The organism is Micromonospora sp. HUAS YX12, from assembly GCF_040215685.1.
In the GTDB taxonomy this organism is placed as follows: Bacteria; Actinomycetota; Actinomycetes; order Mycobacteriales; family Micromonosporaceae; genus Micromonospora; species Micromonospora tulbaghiae.
In genome coordinates, this window is sequence record NZ_CP157974.1 from 3,275,620 (window position 1) to 3,293,776 (window position 18,157).

An 18,157-nucleotide genomic window follows, 5' to 3' on the forward strand; every position below is an offset into this window, starting at 1 on the left:
TCAGACCGCCGGGCCGCGCCAGGAGTAGACCCACTCCCGGCCCGGCTGATCGTCCGACTCCAGCTCGTAGATCTGTGCCTCCGCGAGTCCCTTCGAACCGAGGTGATGGTGGGTCAGCGGGGGACGGCCGTTGCTGTCCAGCTCGACGGTGACGGTCTCGCCGTCGGCCGCGCCGCCCACCAGAGGGATCTGCACCGTGGAAGCCATGCGCCCATCCTGCACCGGCCGGCCCACCCGCGCAGGGGATCACGCGGGGCTGCGGGCCGGGCACAGCGCGTACTAGGGTCCGGGAATGGCGCACCCGACGATCGATCCGACTCTCGGTCCGGTCCTCGCCCGCACGGGCGGCGAACGGGCGATCCTCGACGCGTTCCTCGACTTCCACCGTGCCACCGTGCTGCGCAAGGTGCGCGGCCTGACCGACGCCGACGCCGCCCGGCGCCTGGTGCCCTCGCTGACCACCCTGGCCGGGCTGCTCAAGCACCTGGCCCTGGTCGAGCGGAACTGGTTCCGCTGCCTGTTCGCTCCCGAGCCGGGCGACGTCTACCTGACCTCCCAGGCCGACGCCGACGCCAGCTTCACGCTCCGCCCCGGCGAGACGGTCGAGGCGCTCGCCGCCGCGTACGAGGCGGCCTGCGACCGGTCCCGCCAGGTCGCCGCGCGGTTCGACCTCGACCACGTGGTGCCGCACCCGCAGCTCGGCGAGGTGTCGCTGCGCTGGGTGCTGGTGCACCTGATCGAGGAGACCGCCCGGCACGCCGGGCACGCCGACATCCTGCGCGAGCTGACCGACGGCGAGACCGGCTCGATCTGACGGGTCACTCGCGGGGCAGCAGCCCGTCCGGGTACTCCATCCCGTCGTGCGTGCACGCGGCGGCCGCCACCCGGGCGGCGTACCGGGCCGCGTCGAGGACGCCCGCGCCGCGCAGCCGGGCGGCGATCACCCCGGCCGCGAAGGCGTCCCCGGCGCCGTTGGTGTCCACCACCGGCCCGGGCGGGGTGGCGGCGGGCACGTGCGCGGGCGGCATGCCAGGGGTGTGCAGCGTCGCGCCGGCCGCCCCGCCGGTGACCAGCACCGTGCGCGGCGCCAGCCGGGCCGCCTCCTTCGCGGCCCGCTCGCCGAGCCGCGTGTCGCTGACGAAGACCAGGTCCGCGATCCGGGCGAACGGGCGGTGGTAGTCGTTCTCGCCGTCCCAGTCGTGCAGGTCCGTGGAGACCGACGTGGCGGCGCGCAGCACCGCCAGCGAGTCCCGGGCCCAATCCATGATCGACAGGTGGACGTGCGTCGCCTCGGCGACGAGCGCGGAGAGCTCCGCCTCGCCGAACGGCGCCGGCCCCGACCACGGACGCGGGTCGTGCAGCGACATCCGCCGCCCCGCCGGGTCGACCAGGTTCACCGAGCGGCGGGTGCCGGCCGGCGCGTCGGCGAGCGTGGTCCGGATCGAGGTACGCGCCAGCGCCGCCCGCACCACGTCACCGGCCGGGTCGGCGCCCAGCACGTCGACGAGCGCCACCCGCAGGCCGAGCGCGTGCGCGGCCAGGGCCACCCCGGCGCCGGTGTTGCCGATCCGCAGGTCGATCGGCGGCACCAGCAGCGAGTCGGCGACGGGCGGCGGCAGGGCGGGTACGCGGGCACGGACGTCCACGCCGAGCCCGCCGATCACGAGAAGGTCGACCATGGCGCCGACGATAGCGGTGCCCGGCGGCCTATCCTGACTCCCCGGGCGCCGTCTTCCGGCCCCCAGGCGTCGGCGAGGGGGAGCAGTGCTGGTCATCCACGGGTTGTGGCTGCCCGGCGCCGGGCTCGCCCTGTGGGCCGAGGACAGCACACTCCCGGCCCGCGCGCCCCGCCGTCCCGGCCGCGTTCCGCGCGAGCGCCCGCACCCGTTCGCCGCCGGTCACGCCGCGCTCGCCGCCGCGCTCGGCGTGCCGGGCGAGCCGATCTCCGTACTGCTGGACCTGCCGACCCGGGCCGGCTCGCCGCTGGACTCGCCGGAACTGGTCCGGGCCACCGTCGGGGAACCGGTCCGCGGCCCGGTCACCCGCGCCGGATGGCGGGCTCCCGCCCTCGGGTACGCCCCGGACGACGCGTACGCGCTGCTGCGCGCGCCGATGCCGGGCCCGGTCGGGGCGAGCCTGCGTCATCTGTGCGAGCTGGCCGGCTTCGCCGCCGACCTGGTCGTACGCGGCCGGCTGCTGCCGGTCGCGCTCGAGGCGTACCCCGCAGGTGGCGCGCCCGACGCGGACGGTGGACCGGCCGCGGCCGGCCGGCGGACCTCGGCGGCCCCGGGCGCGGCTGACCCGGGCGGGGCGGGGCCGGCCGGTGCGGCCTCGGGCGTCGCGGGCTCCGGGCGGTGGTTGCGGGCCGTGGGGGCGGACGACGTGGCGACCGGGTGGGCGCTCTGGCGGCCACTGCTCACCGGCACCGACGCGGCCTGGGCTCGCGACCTGGCGACCGCGTTGCCACCGGCGGCCCGTGCCGCTCGCGAGTGGCGACCCGAGGCTTCGGATGCGCCGGCTGCCGTCGCGGCGGCCCTCGGCGGCGCGGTCGTCGTCCCGGGGCCGACGGATGCACGGACGGGCGGCGGCGCCGGGCGCTCGCCGGGAGGGGCCGCCCGGCAAAGCGAGGCGAGCGATCCGGCGGACGACGCGTGGGCCGGGCAGGCCGAGGACGCCGGGGCCGGTGCGCTCGTGGCGGAGGCGCTGGACGGGCTCGTCGACGCGGCCGCCCGGGTGGCGCTCGCCGGCACCCGGCTGCACCGGGGGATGCGCCCGGTCGGCGCGGTACCGCGCTGGCTGGCCGCGCTCACCGGCCCGGAGCGTGCCTTCCCGGCCGAGCCGGCCGCGCTGGAGACGCTGCGCGAGGAACTGGACGCGTGGCAGCGCGACGCCGCGGGCGGCGCGGTACGGGCCACGTTCCGCCTCGTCGAGCCGGCCGTCGACCCCGTCGCCGAACTGGTCGAGGACGCCGTCTGGCGGGTCGAGTTCGGCCTGCACCCGGCCGACGAGCCGGGGCTCGTGGTGGACGCCGCGCACATCTGGCAGCGGCCCGCGCCGGCGCTCGCCGCCCGTGGCGTGGAGCCACAGGAGACGCTCCTGGCCGAGCTGGGCCGGGCCAGCCGGCTGTGGCCCGAGGTGGACGCCGCGCTGCGTACCGCCGCCCCCGAAGGAATGGAGCTGGACGCCGAGGGCGCGCACCGGTTCCTGCGCGAGGGCGCGCCGGTGCTGCACGCGGCCGGGTTCGGGGTGCTGCTGCCGTCGTGGTGGCGACGTTCCTCGTCACGGCTGGGGGCGCGGTTGCGGGCGCGCAGCCGTACCGCGCCGGGCGCGGTGGCCACCACCGCCGGCAAGCTGGGGCTGGACGCGCTCGTCGACTACCGCTGGGAGCTGGCGCTCGGCGACCAGCCGCTGACCGCCGAGGAACTGGCGTCGCTGGCCGACCTGAAGTCCCCGCTGGTCCGGCTGCGCGGCCGGTGGGTCGAGCTGGACCCGCAGCGGCTGGAGGCCGGACTGAAGCTGCTGCGGTCCTCCGGCGAGCTGAGCGTGGCCGACCTGCTGCGGATGGGACTGTCCGGTGACGACCGGGCCGGTGAGCTGCCGGTGCTGGACGTGGTCGCCGACGGTGCGCTGGGCGAGCTGCTGGCCGGTGAGGCGGAGCGGCGGCTCACCCCGGCCGACCCGCCGCCGGGCTTCACCGGGACGCTGCGGCCGTACCAGCGGCGCGGGCTGGCCTGGCTGGCGTTCCTCCAGTCGCTCGGGCTCGGCGGGATCCTCGCCGACGACATGGGGCTGGGCAAGACCGTGCAACTGCTCGCGCTGCTCGCCGGTGACCCGCCGGAGGCCGGGCCCACGCTGCTGGTGTGCCCGATGTCGCTCGTCGGCAACTGGCAGCGGGAGGCGGCGAAGTTCGCGCCCGGGCTGCGCGTACACGTGCACCACGGCGCCGAACGTGCCCGGGGCGAGGGCTTCGCCACCGCCGTGGGCGAGGCGGACCTGGTGCTCACCACCTACTCGGTGGCCGCCCGGGACGCGTTCGAGCTGGCCGGCGTCGACTGGCACCGGGTGGTGGTGGACGAGGCGCAGGCGATCAAGAACGCCGCGACCCGGCAGGCCGAGGCGGTCCGGTCGCTGCCCGCGCGGCACCGGGTCGCGGTCACCGGTACGCCGGTGGAGAACCGGCTCGCCGACCTCTGGTCGATCATGCAGTTCGCGAATCCCGGGCTGCTCGGACCGGCCGCCACGTTCCGCAAGCGCTTCGCCGAACCGATCGAGCGGCACGGCGACGCCGAGGTGGCCGAGCGGCTGCGCCGGATCACCGGCCCGTTCGTGCTGCGCCGCCTCAAGACCGACCCGACGATCATCACCGACCTGCCGGAGAAGCTGGAGATGGAGGTGGTCTGCAACCTCACCGCCGAGCAGGCCGCGCTCTACCGGGCCGTGGTGGACGACATGATGGCGAAGATCGAGTCCAGCGACGGGATCGAGCGGCGCGGGCTGGTGCTGGCCACCATGACCCGGCTCAAGCAGGTCTGCAACCATCCCGCCCAGCTCCTGCACGACGGCTCCACGCTGGACGGCCGGTCCGGCAAGCTGGAACGCCTCGACGAAATCGTCGACGAGGTGCTCGCGGCCGGGGAGAAGGCGCTGCTGTTCACCCAGTACGCCGAGTTCGGCGGCATGCTGCGCGGGCACCTGTCGGCGCGTACCGGGCGGGAGGTGCTGCTGTTGCACGGCGGCGTCGGCAAGGCCGAACGGGACGACATGGTGACCCGGTTCCAGTCCCCGCAGGGGCCGCCGCTGTTCGTTCTCTCGCTCAAGGCCGGCGGCACCGGGCTCACCCTGACCGCCGCCAACCACGTGGTGCACGTGGACCGGTGGTGGAACCCGGCCGTCGAGGACCAGGCCACCGACCGGGCGTTCCGCATCGGACAGCGCCGCCGCGTTCAGGTACGCAAGTTCGTCTGCGCCGGCACGGTCGAGGAGAAGGTGGCCGCGATGATCGCCGACAAGCGCAGCCTGGCCCGGTCGGTGGTGGGCAGCGGCGAGCAGTGGGTCACCGAGCTGTCCACCGAGACGCTGCGCGACCTGTTCACCCTGGAGTCCGGGGCGGTGGTCGAGTGAGCCCGGCCGGCCGCTTCGAGGACTACGGGCCGCCGGTACGGGTCGAGGGCGGCCTGCGGGCGCGCAGCACCAGGGGCGCGATCGGGCAGTCCTGGTGGTCCCGGCGGTTCGTGGAGGTGCTGGAGTCGTTCGCGCTCGGCTCCCGGCTCACCCGCGGCCGGGCGTACGCGCGCCGGGGGCAGGTGCTCCGGCTGGACGTGTCGCCGGGGACGGTCACCGCCGAGGTGCAGGGCTCCCGGCCGCGGCCCTACCCGGTACGGATCGGGCTGGCCGCGTACCCGGAGAAGACGTGGCGGCGGATCGAGGCCGAGCTGGCCGGGCAGGCGTTCTTCAGCGCCCGGCTGCTCGCCGGTGACCTGCCGGCCGAACTGGAGGAGCTGTTCGCCGACGCGGGCGCGCCGCTGTTCCCGGCCGAGATCGGCGAGCTGGACCAGAGCTGCGGCTGCCCCGACTTCGCGGTGCCGTGCAAACATCTGGCGGCCACGTTCTACCTGCTCGCCGAGGCGTTCGACGCGGACCCGTTCCACCTGCTGCACTGGCGCGGCCGGTCCCGCGCGGAGCTGCTCGACCGGCTGCGTACGCTGCGCGGCGCCCACCCGGGCGGCCCGGCCGCCACCGGCGGCGCGGCCGCAACCGGCGGCTCGTCCGGGACCGGCGGCGCGGTTGCAGCCGGCGGTTCGTCCGGGGCCGGTGGCTCGTCCGGGACCGGTGGCTCGTCCGGGACCGGCGGCGCGGACCGGACCGGCGACGTGGACGCAACCGGCGGCCCGGCGACGGACCGCAGGGGACGCGGCGACGCGGGCGCCCGGCCGGAGCCGGCCGCGGGCGCGGGCACGGGCGCGACGAACGGTGTGCCGGTGGTCGGCGCGGCGCGGGCCCTGGCCGGGTTGCCGGCCGTCGAGCCGGACGCCGAGCTGGACCGATTCTGGCTGGCGCCGGTGGCGCTGCCGGACCGGCCGCCCACGCTCGCCACCGGCCCGGAGCTGCTGCTGCGCCAGCTCGGACCGCCCGGGGCCGCGGTCGGCGGGCCGGGCCTGGCCGAACGGCTGCGCCGGGCGTACCGGGAGTTCGGTCGCGGCGAAGCCGCGCCCCCCAGGGAGTTCGGTCGCGGCGGAGCCGCGCCACCCAGGGAGTTCGGTCGCGGCGACGGCGAGCGTTAAGAAGGGGCCCTTCCTCTACCGAATGCGTTAAGAAGGGGCCCTTCCTTACACCTACAGCAGCCGGCGGCGGAAGCGCCACATCACCGCGGCGTTGGCGACGAGCACCACCGCGCAGATAGCCCCGGCCAGCCGTCCGACGAGCACTGTCATCGCCGGCAGCGAGGCCCACAGCACGATCGTCAGCAGCATCATGTACCGGCCCCGGCGGCCCTTGATCCGGTTGTCCAACCGGGCGAAGAACCGCGGATCACTCTCCCGCAGATGGCGGGTGATCTGTTCGAACCTGCGCTGATCCTCTTGGCTGAGCATGGCGGTGCCTTCCCCTCACGGCTTCAGCGGTTCGGCGGCATACCCGGATCGGAGGCCGGTCACGCGCCGCCGCTGCTGCTGTTTCGCCGGACCGGACAGGCGTGGACGCACACACGCGCAGACCTCAGCGCACACTTATCCGTACCTTAAGTTTCGGTGAGGTGGTGAACGCGCCCGGCGGTGCCGCCGGGGTGCGAAACCTCGCATCCGGGCCGAGCGCTCCCGGGTCGGCCCTGCTCCGGAGGCCGCCGCGCCCCCGCCGCCGCGACGGACCCTTCCGGGCGGGCCTGAGCACCGTCTTAAGTGCGCTCACGAGCGCGATCGGCGCGCCTTGAGCGGCCGGGACGGCATGGTTACTTTCCCGTAGGCAACTCTCCGGCAACCGTCGCCGCCCCTGCGCCACCCGACCCCCCGGGTGGCAGGCGTGCCGGCGCTCGAAGAAAACGGGATAGGTACATGGCCGACCTGAACGTGCCACCGCGTCGACCCCGGGACGACAGCGGCTGGGACGGATACCAGCACCCCCATCCGGACGGGTACCGCGACCCGCACGCCGCGCCGTACGCCGGCGGTCACCCCGCCCCTGGCCCGCAGTGGGTCGGGCCGAACGGCTTCGCCCCCGCCGCGCCGGCCCCCGCCGGCTACCCCCAGCCCGGCGGCTACGCCCAGCCCGCCGGCGGGTACGGTCCGCCGCCCGGCGGCGGACTGCCCGACCTGGACGACGACGGCGACGAGGCCCCGAAGCGGGGCCGCCGCCGGGCGCTCGCCACCCTCGGTGGCGCCGTGGTGGTCGCCGGTGGCGCCGCCCTGGCCATGTCCCCGCAGGTGCGCGGCCTGTTCAGTGACGCGCCGGCCGGTGACGCCACCGGCACGGTCACCACCGACGGCAACGCGGCCCGGCCCAGCGGGCAGCAGCCCAGCACGGTACGGACCTACACCGAGCAGAACGAGAGCTACATGGGCTCCCGGGCCGGCGAGGCGCTCAAGCGCAACGTCCCGTCCGGTGGCCGGCTCTACGGCAGCCCGGCCGAAGCCGCCGCGGCGACCAAGGTGACGGTGAAGACGGTCCTCGCCAAGGATCCGATCCGGCACCTGTTGAGCCGGACCACCTTCGGTCCGACGACGAAGATGATGGCCGAGGTCAAGCGCGTCGGCATCGACGACTGGCTGCGTGAGCAGCTCCAGCCGGAGAAAATCGCCCCGACGAAGGCCGAGATGAAGCTGGCCGAGCTGCAGTCGCTCAAGCTCAACCCGACGCAGCTCCGCGACCAACGCGAACAGCTCAACGAGAAGGGCGTCGACCCGGCCCGGGAGACGGTGGACGCCACCATCGCCCGGCAGATCTGGTCCGACCGGCAGCTGTTCGAGGTGATGGTCGACTTCTGGAACGACTTCCTGCACGTCGCCGCCGACTTCGACGGCGGGGAGAACTACCGCAACGCGTTCGACCGGGACGTCATCCGCAAGCACGCGCTGGGCAGCTACCCGGAGATGCTCGTCGCCGCGAACAAGCACCCGGCGCTGCTGCTCTACCTGAACCAGGTCGACTCGCGTAAGGACGCGGTGAACGAGAACCTGGCCCGGGAGAACCTGGAGCTGTACTCGGTCGGCGTCGACGGCGGCTACACCGAGAAGGACGTCCGCCAGGCCGCGCTGCTCCAGACCGGACGCGGTGTCGCCGACGGCAAGTACAAGTTCTTCGCCGAGCGGCACTACCTCGGCAAGGTGAAGATCCTCGGGTTCAGCCACGCCAACAACTCCGACGATCCGGTCGCCGCCGACAAGGTTATCGACTCGTACATCCGCTACATCGCGATGCACCCCTCGACCGCGCGGTACGTGGCACAGAACCTCGCCACCCGGTTCGTCTCCGACACCCCGCCGAAGTCCGTGGTGGACCGGCTGGCCAAGGCGTACACCACGAACAAGGGCCAGATCCGGCCGGTGCTGGCGACGCTGTTCAGCTCGTCGGAGTTCTGGGCCGCGATCGGCCAGAAGGTACGCCGCCCGATGGAGTACCTGGTCGCCACGTACCGGGCGCTCGGCGTCTCGCCGGACGCGGCCCCCGGCTTCACCGGCGACCAGCGGCGCACCCCGTTCGCGCAGGGCCTGCGGCAGATCCAGGACAAGATGCGCGAGCTCGGGCAGTACCCGATGGGCAAGCCCACCCCGGACGGCTACGCCGACGTCTACCTGGCCTGGACCTCGGCCGGCACCATGATCGACGGCTGGAACGAGGCGGGTGACCTGATCGCCGGCTACCGCAAGCAGTTCACCTTCGCCAAGCCGGAGAAGCTGGTGGCCAAGCCGCCGGCCACCGCCGGGGCGTACGTGGACGCGCTGGCCCAGCGGCTGGTGCAGCAGAAGCTCAGCGCCAAGGAGAAGAAGCTCGTGCTCGCCGTGGCCGGCGTGGCCGAGACCGCCAAGGTCGACGCCACCTTCAACGGGGCCATCGCCGCTGTCGCGCGGACGATCCTCGCGTCCCCCCAGCACCACCTCCGGTGAGGCATTCGATGGAGATGACCGTGAACCCGTACCCCCTGCACCCCGAATGCCCCGACCTGCGGCGGCTGGCCGACAACCCGGCCGAGGCGCTGCTGCGCGCGGAGGCGGACATCGTCGCGGCCGAGAACGCGGCCGAGGCCGACCGGTACCGCCGGCTGGAGGAGGTCGAGGAGGCGCAGCAGGACGGCCGGGGCGTCACCCGGCGTACCTTCGTGGCCGGCGCCGCCGCGACCGCGACCGCGCTCGCGACCGCGCAGTTCGTCACCACGTCGGCGTCGTTCGCCGCGACCAAGACCGGCACGCTGATCCACGTCTTCCTCTACGGCGGGCTGGACGGGCTGAGCCTGGTCGCACCGGCGAACGACCCGGTGCTCGCCAAGGCCCGCCCCGACCTGCTGCTCGGCGAGGACTCGCTGGCGCTGGCCCGCGGCTTCAAGCTCACCAGCGCGTTCGCGCCGCTGGAGAAGTGGCTCACGGCCGGTCAGCTCGGCTTCGTGCCGGCCGTGTCCGACCCGCGGCTGTCCCGCAGCCACTTCCAGGCCGCCGACGCCTGCAACCTGGGCGGCCTGCCGGGTGAGACCGGCGGCCGGGGCTGGCTGGACAGCCTGGTCGACTCGCTCGGCAAGGGCACCGCGTTCCGCAGCGTCGGCATCGGCAGCACGCTGCCCCGCTCGCTGGTCGGCGTGAACGGCGCGATCTCCCTCAACAGCGTCGGCGACCTGCGGCTCAACGGCGACGAAAAGTACCGCGCGGCCACCGAGAAGGCGATCCGCGGCCTGTTCACCGGCATCAACCACCCGGTCGAGGAGGCGGTCATCGAGGGCATGGGCGCGCTCGCCACCGCCCAGAAGCTCGCCGCCAAGCCGTACGCCGCCGCCGAGGGCGTCGAGTACCAGGGCGTCGGGAACGCGTTCAAGCAGCTCGCCCAGCTCATCAAGGGCGGCGCGAACGTGCGGGTGGCCACCGTCGGCATGGGCGGCTACGACACCCACGAGAACCAGGGCACCCGCGAGGGCGGCCAGCTCTGGCGGCGGCTCAACGAACTCGCGAACGCCATGGCCGCGTTCTTCACCGACCTGGGCGACCGGGCGGCGGACGTGACGATCATGGTGTCCAGCGAGTTCGGCCGCCGGGTCGGCTCCAACGGCGGCGGCACCGACCACGGGCACGGCGGCGTGGTCACCGTGCTGTCCGGCCGCAAGCTCGCCGGTTCGCTGCTCGGCACCTGGAACGGACTGGACAAGCTGGACAGCGGCGACGTGCCGGAATACAACAACATGTTCAACGTCTACGGATCCGTCGCGCAGGGCCGCTTCGGCCTGACCACCGCCCAGGTGGACAAGGTCTTCCCCCGGCAGAAGTTCACCCCGGTCAAGATCTACGCGTGACGTACCAGGACACCCACGCCGCCGGCCGCCGTACCGGGCATCCCGCCCCGTACGGCGGCCGTCCGGCTGCCCCCGTACCCCCGGGTCGCCCGCGCCGCGGACCCGGCGGCCGGCGTGCCCTCGTCGCGGTCTTCTGGCTGGGCCTGGTCGCCGCGGTCCTGCCGTGGTGGCTGGACACCCCGGCCGGTTCGCTCGCCGACACCGCCGACCTGCTCACCGCGGGCGGGCGGATCACCGGGCTGATCGCCGGTTACCTGCTGCTGGTGCAGGTGCTGATGATGAGCCGGCTCGGCGTGCTGGAACGCGCGCTCGGCGGCGAGCGGATCTCCCGTCTGCACCGGGATCTCGGCGCGACGCTGCTGGTGGCGGTGCTCGCGCACATGGCGTTGCTGGTGGTCGGCTACTCCCGCCAGGAGCGCAAGACAGTGCTCGGCGAGGTCGGCGCGCTGCTGACCGACTACGAGGACATGGTCTCCGCGTTCGTCGCCGCGGGCATCCTGGTCGCTGTCGCGTTCACCGCGGTACGCGCCGTGCGCCGCCGCCTGCCGTACGAGCTGTGGCACCTGCTGCACGCCGCCAGTTACCTCACCCTGCTGCTCGGGTACGCGCACCAGTTCAGCAACGGCGCGCAGCTCTACGAGCCCGGCCCGGTGCGTACCGGCTGGATCGCCGCGTACCTGCTGGTCGTGGCCGCGCTGGTGTGGGGCCGGGTGCTCGCGCCGCTGGTGTTCAACTTGCGGCACCGGCTGCGCGTCGCCGACGTGGTGGCGGAGAGCCCGGACACCGTCTCGGTCTACCTGACCGGGCAGCGGCTCAACCAGATCGACCTGCTCGGCGGGCAGTTCTTCCGCTGGCGCTTCCTCAACCCCGGCTGCTGGTGGCAGTCGCACCCGTTCTCCGTCTCCGCCGCCGCCAACGACCGCTGGCTGCGGATCACCGTCAAGGTCGTCGGCGGGTACACCGCCGAGCTGCGCGACCTCACGCCCGGCACCCGGGTCTGGGCGCAGGGCCCGTCGGGCACGTTCACCGCCGCGCACCGCACCCGGGAACGGGCGCTGCTCATCGCCGGGGGCAGCGGCATCGCGCCGCTGCGGGCGATGCTGGAGGAACTGCCGCCCGGCGCGGCGCTGATCTACCGGGCGCGTACCCCCGCCGACGTGCTGCTGCACCAGGAGCTGGACTGGCTCGCGCAGGCCCGGCAGACCTCCGTCTGGTACGTCGTCGGCCGCCGCGACGACCCCGGCCCCCGCCAGGTGATGAACCCGGAGGGCCTGCGCCGCCTCGTGCCCGACCTGACCCGCCGCGACGTCTACCTGTGCGGCCCCGGCGGCCTGGTCGACGAGGCAGTCGCCGCGCTGCGGGCGGCCGGCGTGCCCCGCCGCCAGATCCACCTGACCGCGTTCGAGCTGTAGGAGAGGCACCGCCATGCGTCGCGCGCTGCTCGCGATCACCGGCCTGGCCGCCGGCACCACCGCACTGGTGGTGCTCAAGGGCGCGCCGGGCGCCGGGCAGGCCACGCCGGACGTACCGGCCGCGCTGGCCCCGGTCGCCCCCGGCGGTTCGGCCGCGCCCGAGCCGCCGTCGCCCACCGGCTCCGCGCCCGGCGTCACCCCGTCGCCGCGCGCCTCGTCGAAGCCGACACCGAAGCCGTCCGCCGACCGCAGCGCGGCCAGCCGGGGCGGCACCCGCACCAGCACCAGCACCGCACCCGCCGCGCCGCGGACCACCACCAGCGCGCCGAAGGTCACCACCCGCACGGTGACCGGGCCGTCGGTCACCTACGAGTACGGTTCGCTCCAGGTCCGGATCACGCTCAGCGGCAGCCGGATCGTCGACGCCACAGCGATCGGACTGCCGCTGGGCGGGCAGTCCGGGCAGCGCAGCGACGACGTGCAGGCCCGCTACAGCGGCACCTCCGGCGAGGTGGTGGCCCGGCAGAGCGCGAACCTGAGCACCGTGTCCGGGGCCACCTACACCAGCACCGCGTACAAGCAGTCGTTGCAGGCCGCGCTGGACAAGGCGTGACCGTGCCGGCCGCCGCGGTTCGTCCTGGCCTGCGCCTGGTCGCGCACATCATGGGTACGGCGATCAGCCTCGACCTGGCCGACGACCTGCCCTTGGAGACCCTGCACGAGCTGGCCGAGGACACGTTCGGCTGGCTGCGCGAGGTGGACGCGCGGTTCAGCACGTACCGCGACGACAGCGAGGTGTGCCGGGTCGACCGGGGCGAGATGCGGCCCGCCGACGCCTCCGCCGACCTGCGGGCCGTGCTGGCGGCCTGCGCCGACCTGTGGACCGCCACCGACGGCTTCTTCGACGCGTACGCGACCGGCCGCTTCGACCCGTCCGGCTACGTGAAGGGCTGGGCGGCGCAGGTCGCCTCGGACCGGCTGACGGCCGCGGGCGCGCCGAACCACTGCGTGAACGCGGGCGGCGACGTGCGGGTACGCGGCCACGACGCGACCGGCGAGCCGTGGCGGATCGGGGTGCGGCATCCCTGGGACGCGGCGGCGACCTGTCTGGTGCTGACCGGCACCGACATCGCGGTCGCCACCTCCGGCGTGTACGAGCGCGGCCACCACGTGCTGGACCCGCGCCGGGGCGTACCGGCGACCGGGTTGCGCTCGGTGACAGTGGTGGGCCCGGACCTGGGCGTAGCCGACGCGTACGCGACAGCCGCGGTGGCGATGGGCGAACCCGGCCTGGCGTGGCTGGACCGCCTACCGTCCCCCTGGCAGCACGCCGTGGTGACGGAGGAAGCCCACCTGCACCACTCCCGCACCCTCCCCACCCTCACCTGATCCCCGCCCCCGCCCCCCTTGCCCCGTCGATCATGAAGTTAGCGGCACCGTCGCACGGCGTGTCGCACCGCTAACTTCATGATCAACGGTGCGTCGGTCCAGGCGCGGTGGGTGGGTGGGGCGGAAGGGGTTTGTGGGTCAGCGGAGGGGGCGGTGGAGGATGGCGGGGCGGGAACCCGTCGGGCGGGGGCGGCCGGGGCGGACGCCCAGAGGACGGGTGAAGGCCCACGGGTGCAGGCGGCGGCGGGGCCGCGCCGGCTCGGTACCGCCGGTGTGGCGGGCAGCGTCGTCCCTGGACATGGTCAAACCCCCGCTCTGGCGCACACGCGCCTTCGCCAGGAACAACGAGTCCGGTGCCGGGGAGGTCGCTGTCGGGCACCCGTCCGGGTCACGGGGGGCCGCCGTGACCAGGGAGGACGCTCGGCGTCGGCCACTCGCTGCGGCAGCACCGGCCGGGCGCTGGGAAGTCAGCGGCCCCGGCGGGGCAGCGGGAGGTGGCCGGGCAACAGGTCGGCGCCGAGCGTCACGCCGGCCGCCCGTAACGCGGCGATCAGCGCGTTCTGCACCAGGTAGGAGTCGGGTAGCTGCCAGCGGGCCTGCTCCGGGGCGACCACCCAGCGCACCGTCCCCTCGGGCAGCCGGGTCGGTGGGGCGGGGATCCACGAGCCGGGTCCGTGGCGTACCACGTGGAAGCAGTGTTCCAGCTCGGGCCGCAGCGGGTCGCCGGGCCGGACCAGGAACATCCAGCGGCCGGTCGGGGTGACCAGCGCCGGCCCGCGTACGCCGAAGCCGGCGGGATGGGTGGCGACCGCGTCCAGAACCTGTCGGCCCAGGTGGGCGGCGACCTCGAGCACGTCGAAGGCGCGGCCGGTGGGCAGCAGGATGCCGTGCGGGCGGCTGCGCCACCAGGTGGCCACCCGGGCCGGGTCGGCGCTGGCGGCGTGTTCCCAGTCCTCCAGCGCCGGGTGGCAGCCCACTGTGGGACAGCCGGCCCGGCCGCAGACGAACCGGCTGTTGGCCAGGCAGGCGCCGGGGGTGACCGGCCAGCCGTGCAGCGCGTACCGGACCGCGACCCGGCGCAGCCGGACCCGTTCCAGCGGCGACAGGTGAGCGACGCGCGGTCGGACGTTCCTCCACATGCCTGCCGTCCCCTCTGGTCCCGCCGAACCGTCCACAAGCGGACCGTCCACAAGCCGAACCGTCCACAAGCCACACGTCGAAAGCCGTCACTGCCGTAACCCACGCTCGTTGAGGTGACTAACGGTCGGTGCAACTTGCACGAAAACTACGAGAACTGGCTGGACGGTGGACGCACAACCTGTGCGATCGGCGCGAGCCTGAGGGACGTGGGGGGACCGGCCGGCGCCGTGAGGGGGAGGGAGCAGGAATGGACGAGCTGCCGATAGGCCGGCGGGTTGCGTACTGGCGGAGCCGCCGCAAGATGTCCCAGCAGGTCTTCGCCGACCGGCTCGGCAAGTCCAAGAGCTGGGTGGACAAGGTGGAGCGCGGCGTCCGCCGGCTCGACAAGTTCTCCGTGCTCTACGAGATCGCCGACATCCTCCAGATCGACGTGCAGTTGCTGCACGGCAAGGATCCGGAGCGGCGTACCGACGCGCTCAACTGCATCGACCAGGTCGAGGTGGAGGAGATCCGCACCGCCCTGGAGCGGTACGACTCGATGAGCGCCTACTTCGACGCGGCGCCCTACCCCCCGCCGCTGGCCGACATGCGCAAGGCCGTGAACCACGCCTGGCTGACCTACCAGTACGGCCGCTACGGCATGCTCACCCGGGCGCTGCCCAAGCTGCTGCGCGACGCCCAGGCGGCGGACGCCGGCTACGCCGCCGGCGACCAGGTACGCGAGGCCGCCCACCTGCTCGGGCAGGTCTACCAGATCGCCTCCTCGGTGCTGCGCAAGCTCGGCGAGTGCGACCTCGCCTGGCTCGCCGCCGACCGGTCGATGGCGGTGGCCCAGCGGGCCGACGACCCGCTGCTGGCCGGCATCGCCACCACGCGGGTCTGCAACGCGCTCGTCGCGATGGGCCGCCCCCGCCCCGCGCTGGAGCTGAACGTCCGCATCGCGGGCCGGCTCGCGCCCGGCGGCGACAACGACGTCCGGCCGGAGCGGCTCTCCGTGTACGGCATGCTGCTGCTCCAGGGCGCGATGGCGGCCGCCCGGATCGGCGACTCGGCGACAGTGGACGACCTGCTCGCCGGCGCCGGTGAGGCGGCCGCCATGCTCGGCGGCGACCACAACCACTACTGGACCTCGTTCGGCCCGACCAACCTGGAACTGCACCGCGCGGCGGCGGCGGTCGAGCTGGGCGACGGCGGCCGGGCGGTGGAGACCCACATGCGGCTGGCCGAGCCCGCGTTCAACGCGCTGCTGCCGGAGCGGCGCGCGCACCACCTGCTCGACCTGGCCCGGGGCTACTCCCAGATCGGTGACGTCGCCAACGCCGGGGACATGCTGCTGCGCGGCGACCGGCTCGCGCCCTCCGAGATCCGGTGCCGGCCGATCGCACACGAATTGATGTCCGAGATTCTCCGTCGCACACGTGGTGCGCCGCCTCCGCCGATCGCGGAGTTGGCTGAACACATGGGAGTCGGAGTATGAGCGGTCCGGAGACCGCCAACGGGCACCGGCGGGTGCTCTACGTCATCGCCTGCGGTTCGCCGCTGGCCCGTCACGTCGGCCGGCTGGTCGACCTCGCCCAGCGGGAGGGCTGGACGGTCTGCGTGGTCACCACGCCGGACGGCGCGAAGTTCGTCGACCGGACGGCGCTGGCCCGGCAGACCGGCCATCCGGTCCGTACGCACTACAAGAACCCGGGTGACCCGGACGTGCTGCCCCCGGCCGACGCGATGCTGGTGTGCCCGGCCACCGTCAACACGATCAACAAGTGGGCGATCGGCATCACCGACACCCTGGCGCTGGGCCTGCTGGTCGAGGCGCAGGGGATGGGGGTGCCGATCGCGGCCGTCCCGTACACGAACGAGGCGATGGCCGCGCACCCGGCGTTCCGGGCCAGCCTCGACCGGCTCGGGCAGTGGGGCGTCCGGGTGGTCTTCGGCGACCACGTCGTACGCCTGCACCCGCCCGGCACGGGGGAGCGGCGCGCGGACGCCTTCCCCTGGGACGCCGGCCTGGCCGCCCTGCGCGGCGCGGACCGGCCGGTCGCCCCGGTCGGCTGAGGCGGGATGGGCACGGCCCCCGGCAGATGCCGGGGGCCTCGCCCGGCGATGGTCGGCGTGTACCGGCCCGGACGCCGGTAAGCTGGCCGCCCGTGAGCACAACCGTCGCCGACGTCGTGGCCGCCCTGGACCGTCGCTATCCGCCCGCCTGGGCCGAGGAGTGGGACCGCGTCGGCCTGGTGCTGGGCGAGCCCGACCGCCCGGTACGCCGGGTCGCCTGCCTGGTGGACGTGGTCCCGGAGACCGTGGACGAGGCGCTCGACGCCGGCGCGGACATGATCGTCGCGCACCACCCGCTGCTGCTGCGCGGAGTCTCCTCGGTGGCCGCCACCACGTACAAGGGCCGGATCGTGCACCGGTTGATCAAGGCGGACGTCGCGCTGCACGTGGCGCACACCAACGCCGACGTGGCCGACCCGGGGGTGTCCGACGCGCTCGCCGCCCGGTTCGGGCTGACCGGGCTGCGCCCGTTGCACCCGCCCCGCCCCGGCTCGCCCGCCGCCGGGCCCGGCCGGGGCATCGGCCGCATCGGCGAGCTGCCCACCCCGATGACGCTCGCCGAGCTGACCCGGCTGGCCGCCGCCGTGCTCCCGGTCACCGCCTGGGGAGTTCGCGCCGCCGGGGATCCCGGGCGTATGGTTCGTACCCTCGCCGTCAGCGGCGGCTCGGGGGACGGTTTCCTCGCCGAGGCGACCGCGGCCGGGGTGGACGCGTTCCTCACCGCGGACCTGCGTCACCACCCGGCCGGGGAACACCTCGCCGCCGGTGGCCCGGCGCTGCTGGACGCCGCCCACTGGGCGACGGAGCGACCCTGGCTGGACGACCTGGCCGCCTACCTGGCCGCCGAGCTGGACGTCGAGACCGTGGTGTCCGACCTGGACACCGACCCGTGGACCGTGCACGCCGCCGCGCCCCGGCCGGACGACAAGGAGCCCCGACGTGAAGGCTGACCCGAAGGTGCAGCGCCGCCTGCTCGACCTCCAGGCGATCGACACCGCGCTGGCCCAGCTCGCGCACCGCCGCCGCAGCCTGCCGGAGCGCGCCGAGCTGGAGGCCCTGGCGCGTGAGCTGTCCGCGCTGGAGGACGAGCGGGTCCGTGCCCAGGTGGCAGTCGACGACCTGGATCGGGACATCGCCCGGATCGAGAAGGACGTCGACCAGGTGCGGGCGCGCAAGGACAAGGACGAGGCCCGGCTGGCCTCGGGCAGCGGCCCGGCCCGGGAGCTGGAGGCGCTCCAGCACGAGCTGGTCTCGCTGAACCGCCGGCAGAGCGACCTGGAGGACGCCGAGCTGGAGCTGATGGAGCAGCGGGAGACCGCGCAGGGCGTCCTCGACGGTGTCGAGAGCCGGATCGCCGAGGCCCGGGAGCGGCGTGCCGCGACCGAGCAGCGCCGCGACGAGACGCTGGCGGAGATCGCCAGGGAGGAGGAGTTCAAGCGCACGGCCCGCCAGCCGCTCGCCGGTGACCTCCCGGCGGACCTGATCGGCCTCTACGACAAGATCCGCGAGGACACCGGCATGGGCGCCGCGCTGCTCACCGGTGGCCGCTGCGGCGGCTGCCGGCTGGACCTGTCCGGCGCCGACCTGGCCCGCATCCGCAAGGCGGACCCGGACGACGTGGTCCGCTGCGAGGAGTGCCGGCGGATCATGGTCCGGACCAACGAGTCGGGACTGTAGC

At 74.5% G+C, this 18,157-nt stretch carries 16 protein-coding genes; 12 read left to right on the top strand and 4 right to left on the bottom strand.

Going from position 1 to position 18,157, the window contains the following annotated elements; translation table 11 throughout:
- On the bottom strand, positions 1-207 hold the full coding sequence (locus tag ABIH81_RS16010) for a hypothetical protein (protein ID WP_349875756.1): 207 nt from the start codon (positions 205-207) through the stop codon (positions 1-3).
- Between the two features lie 85 nt (positions 208-292).
- On the opposite strand from ABIH81_RS16010, the gene ABIH81_RS16015 reads away from it, so the two are divergent.
- Complete coding sequence (locus tag ABIH81_RS16015; protein ID WP_349875757.1) at positions 293-814, top strand: DinB family protein; 522 nt, start codon at positions 293-295, stop codon at positions 812-814.
- Between the two features lie 4 nt (positions 815-818).
- Here ABIH81_RS16015 and ABIH81_RS16020 read toward each other — a convergent pair whose 3' ends face one another.
- Entirely contained in the window at positions 819-1,679 is an 861-nt protein-coding gene (locus ABIH81_RS16020) for a carbohydrate kinase family protein (RefSeq protein WP_349875758.1), read from the bottom strand.
- Between the two features lie 85 nt (positions 1,680-1,764).
- Here ABIH81_RS16020 and ABIH81_RS16025 point away from each other — a divergent pair, with 85 nt between their 5' ends.
- Positions 1,765-5,121, top strand: a complete 3,357-nt coding sequence (locus tag ABIH81_RS16025; RefSeq protein WP_349875759.1) for a DEAD/DEAH box helicase — start codon at positions 1,765-1,767, stop codon at positions 5,119-5,121.
- Entirely contained in the window at positions 5,118-6,281 is a 1,164-nt protein-coding gene (locus ABIH81_RS16030; RefSeq protein ID WP_349875760.1) for an SWIM zinc finger family protein, read from the top strand. Before ABIH81_RS16025 ends, ABIH81_RS16030 begins: the two co-directional genes overlap by 4 nt.
- A gap of 51 nt (positions 6,282-6,332) precedes the next feature.
- Here ABIH81_RS16030 and ABIH81_RS16035 read toward each other — a convergent pair whose 3' ends face one another.
- Positions 6,333-6,590, bottom strand: coding sequence for a DUF3040 domain-containing protein (locus tag ABIH81_RS16035; RefSeq protein WP_013287797.1), 258 nt, complete (start codon positions 6,588-6,590; stop codon positions 6,333-6,335).
- A gap of 456 nt (positions 6,591-7,046) precedes the next feature.
- On the opposite strand from ABIH81_RS16035, the gene ABIH81_RS16040 reads away from it, so the two are divergent.
- The 5 genes from ABIH81_RS16040 to ABIH81_RS16060 are packed head-to-tail and all read left to right on the top strand — an operon-like array spanning position 7,047 to position 13,284.
- On the top strand, positions 7,047-9,095 hold the full coding sequence (locus ABIH81_RS16040; protein WP_349875761.1) for a DUF1800 domain-containing protein: 2,049 nt from the start codon (positions 7,047-7,049) through the stop codon (positions 9,093-9,095).
- A 14-nt stretch (positions 9,096-9,109) separates the two neighbouring features.
- Positions 9,110-10,483 carry a DUF1501 domain-containing protein gene (locus tag ABIH81_RS16045; protein ID WP_349881121.1) on the top strand — a complete coding sequence of 458 codons (1,374 nt, stop codon included), beginning with the start codon at positions 9,110-9,112 and terminating at the stop codon, positions 10,481-10,483.
- Complete coding sequence (locus ABIH81_RS16050; protein WP_349875762.1) at positions 10,480-11,895, top strand: ferric reductase-like transmembrane domain-containing protein; 1,416 nt, start codon at positions 10,480-10,482, stop codon at positions 11,893-11,895. Before ABIH81_RS16045 ends, ABIH81_RS16050 begins: the two co-directional genes overlap by 4 nt.
- A 13-nt stretch (positions 11,896-11,908) precedes the next feature.
- Positions 11,909-12,508 carry an FMN-binding protein gene (locus tag ABIH81_RS16055; RefSeq protein WP_349875763.1) on the top strand — a complete coding sequence of 200 codons (600 nt, stop codon included), beginning with the start codon at positions 11,909-11,911 and terminating at the stop codon, positions 12,506-12,508.
- 50 nt (positions 12,509-12,558) lie between these two features.
- Positions 12,559-13,284 carry an FAD:protein FMN transferase gene (locus ABIH81_RS16060; RefSeq protein ID WP_349881122.1) on the top strand — a complete coding sequence of 242 codons (726 nt, stop codon included), beginning with the start codon at positions 12,559-12,561 and terminating at the stop codon, positions 13,282-13,284.
- A 467-nt stretch (positions 13,285-13,751) separates the two neighbouring features.
- Here the strand turns inward: ABIH81_RS16060 and ABIH81_RS16065 are convergent, their stop codons facing one another.
- Entirely contained in the window at positions 13,752-14,423 is a 672-nt protein-coding gene (locus ABIH81_RS16065; protein WP_349875764.1) for a bifunctional DNA primase/polymerase, read from the bottom strand.
- Between the two features lie 248 nt (positions 14,424-14,671).
- Here ABIH81_RS16065 and ABIH81_RS16070 point away from each other — a divergent pair, with 248 nt between their 5' ends.
- From ABIH81_RS16070 to ABIH81_RS16085, 4 genes are read left to right on the top strand one after another with little or no spacing between them, the layout of a single operon-like run.
- On the top strand, positions 14,672-15,901 hold the full coding sequence (locus ABIH81_RS16070) for a helix-turn-helix domain-containing protein (RefSeq protein WP_349875765.1): 1,230 nt from the start codon (positions 14,672-14,674) through the stop codon (positions 15,899-15,901).
- Positions 15,898-16,479: a flavoprotein gene (locus ABIH81_RS16075; protein ID WP_349875766.1), complete on the top strand. Its 582-nt coding sequence runs from the start codon at positions 15,898-15,900 to the stop codon at positions 16,477-16,479. The genes ABIH81_RS16070 and ABIH81_RS16075 overlap by 4 nt, the downstream gene beginning before the upstream one ends.
- Before the next feature lie 26 nt (positions 16,480-16,505).
- Entirely contained in the window at positions 16,506-17,429 is a 924-nt protein-coding gene (locus ABIH81_RS16080) for a Nif3-like dinuclear metal center hexameric protein (RefSeq protein WP_349875767.1), read from the top strand.
- Positions 17,419-18,156, top strand: coding sequence for a C4-type zinc ribbon domain-containing protein (locus tag ABIH81_RS16085; RefSeq protein ID WP_349875768.1), 738 nt, complete (start codon positions 17,419-17,421; stop codon positions 18,154-18,156). The genes ABIH81_RS16080 and ABIH81_RS16085 overlap by 11 nt, the downstream gene beginning before the upstream one ends.
- Position 18,157 lies beyond the last annotated feature (1 nt).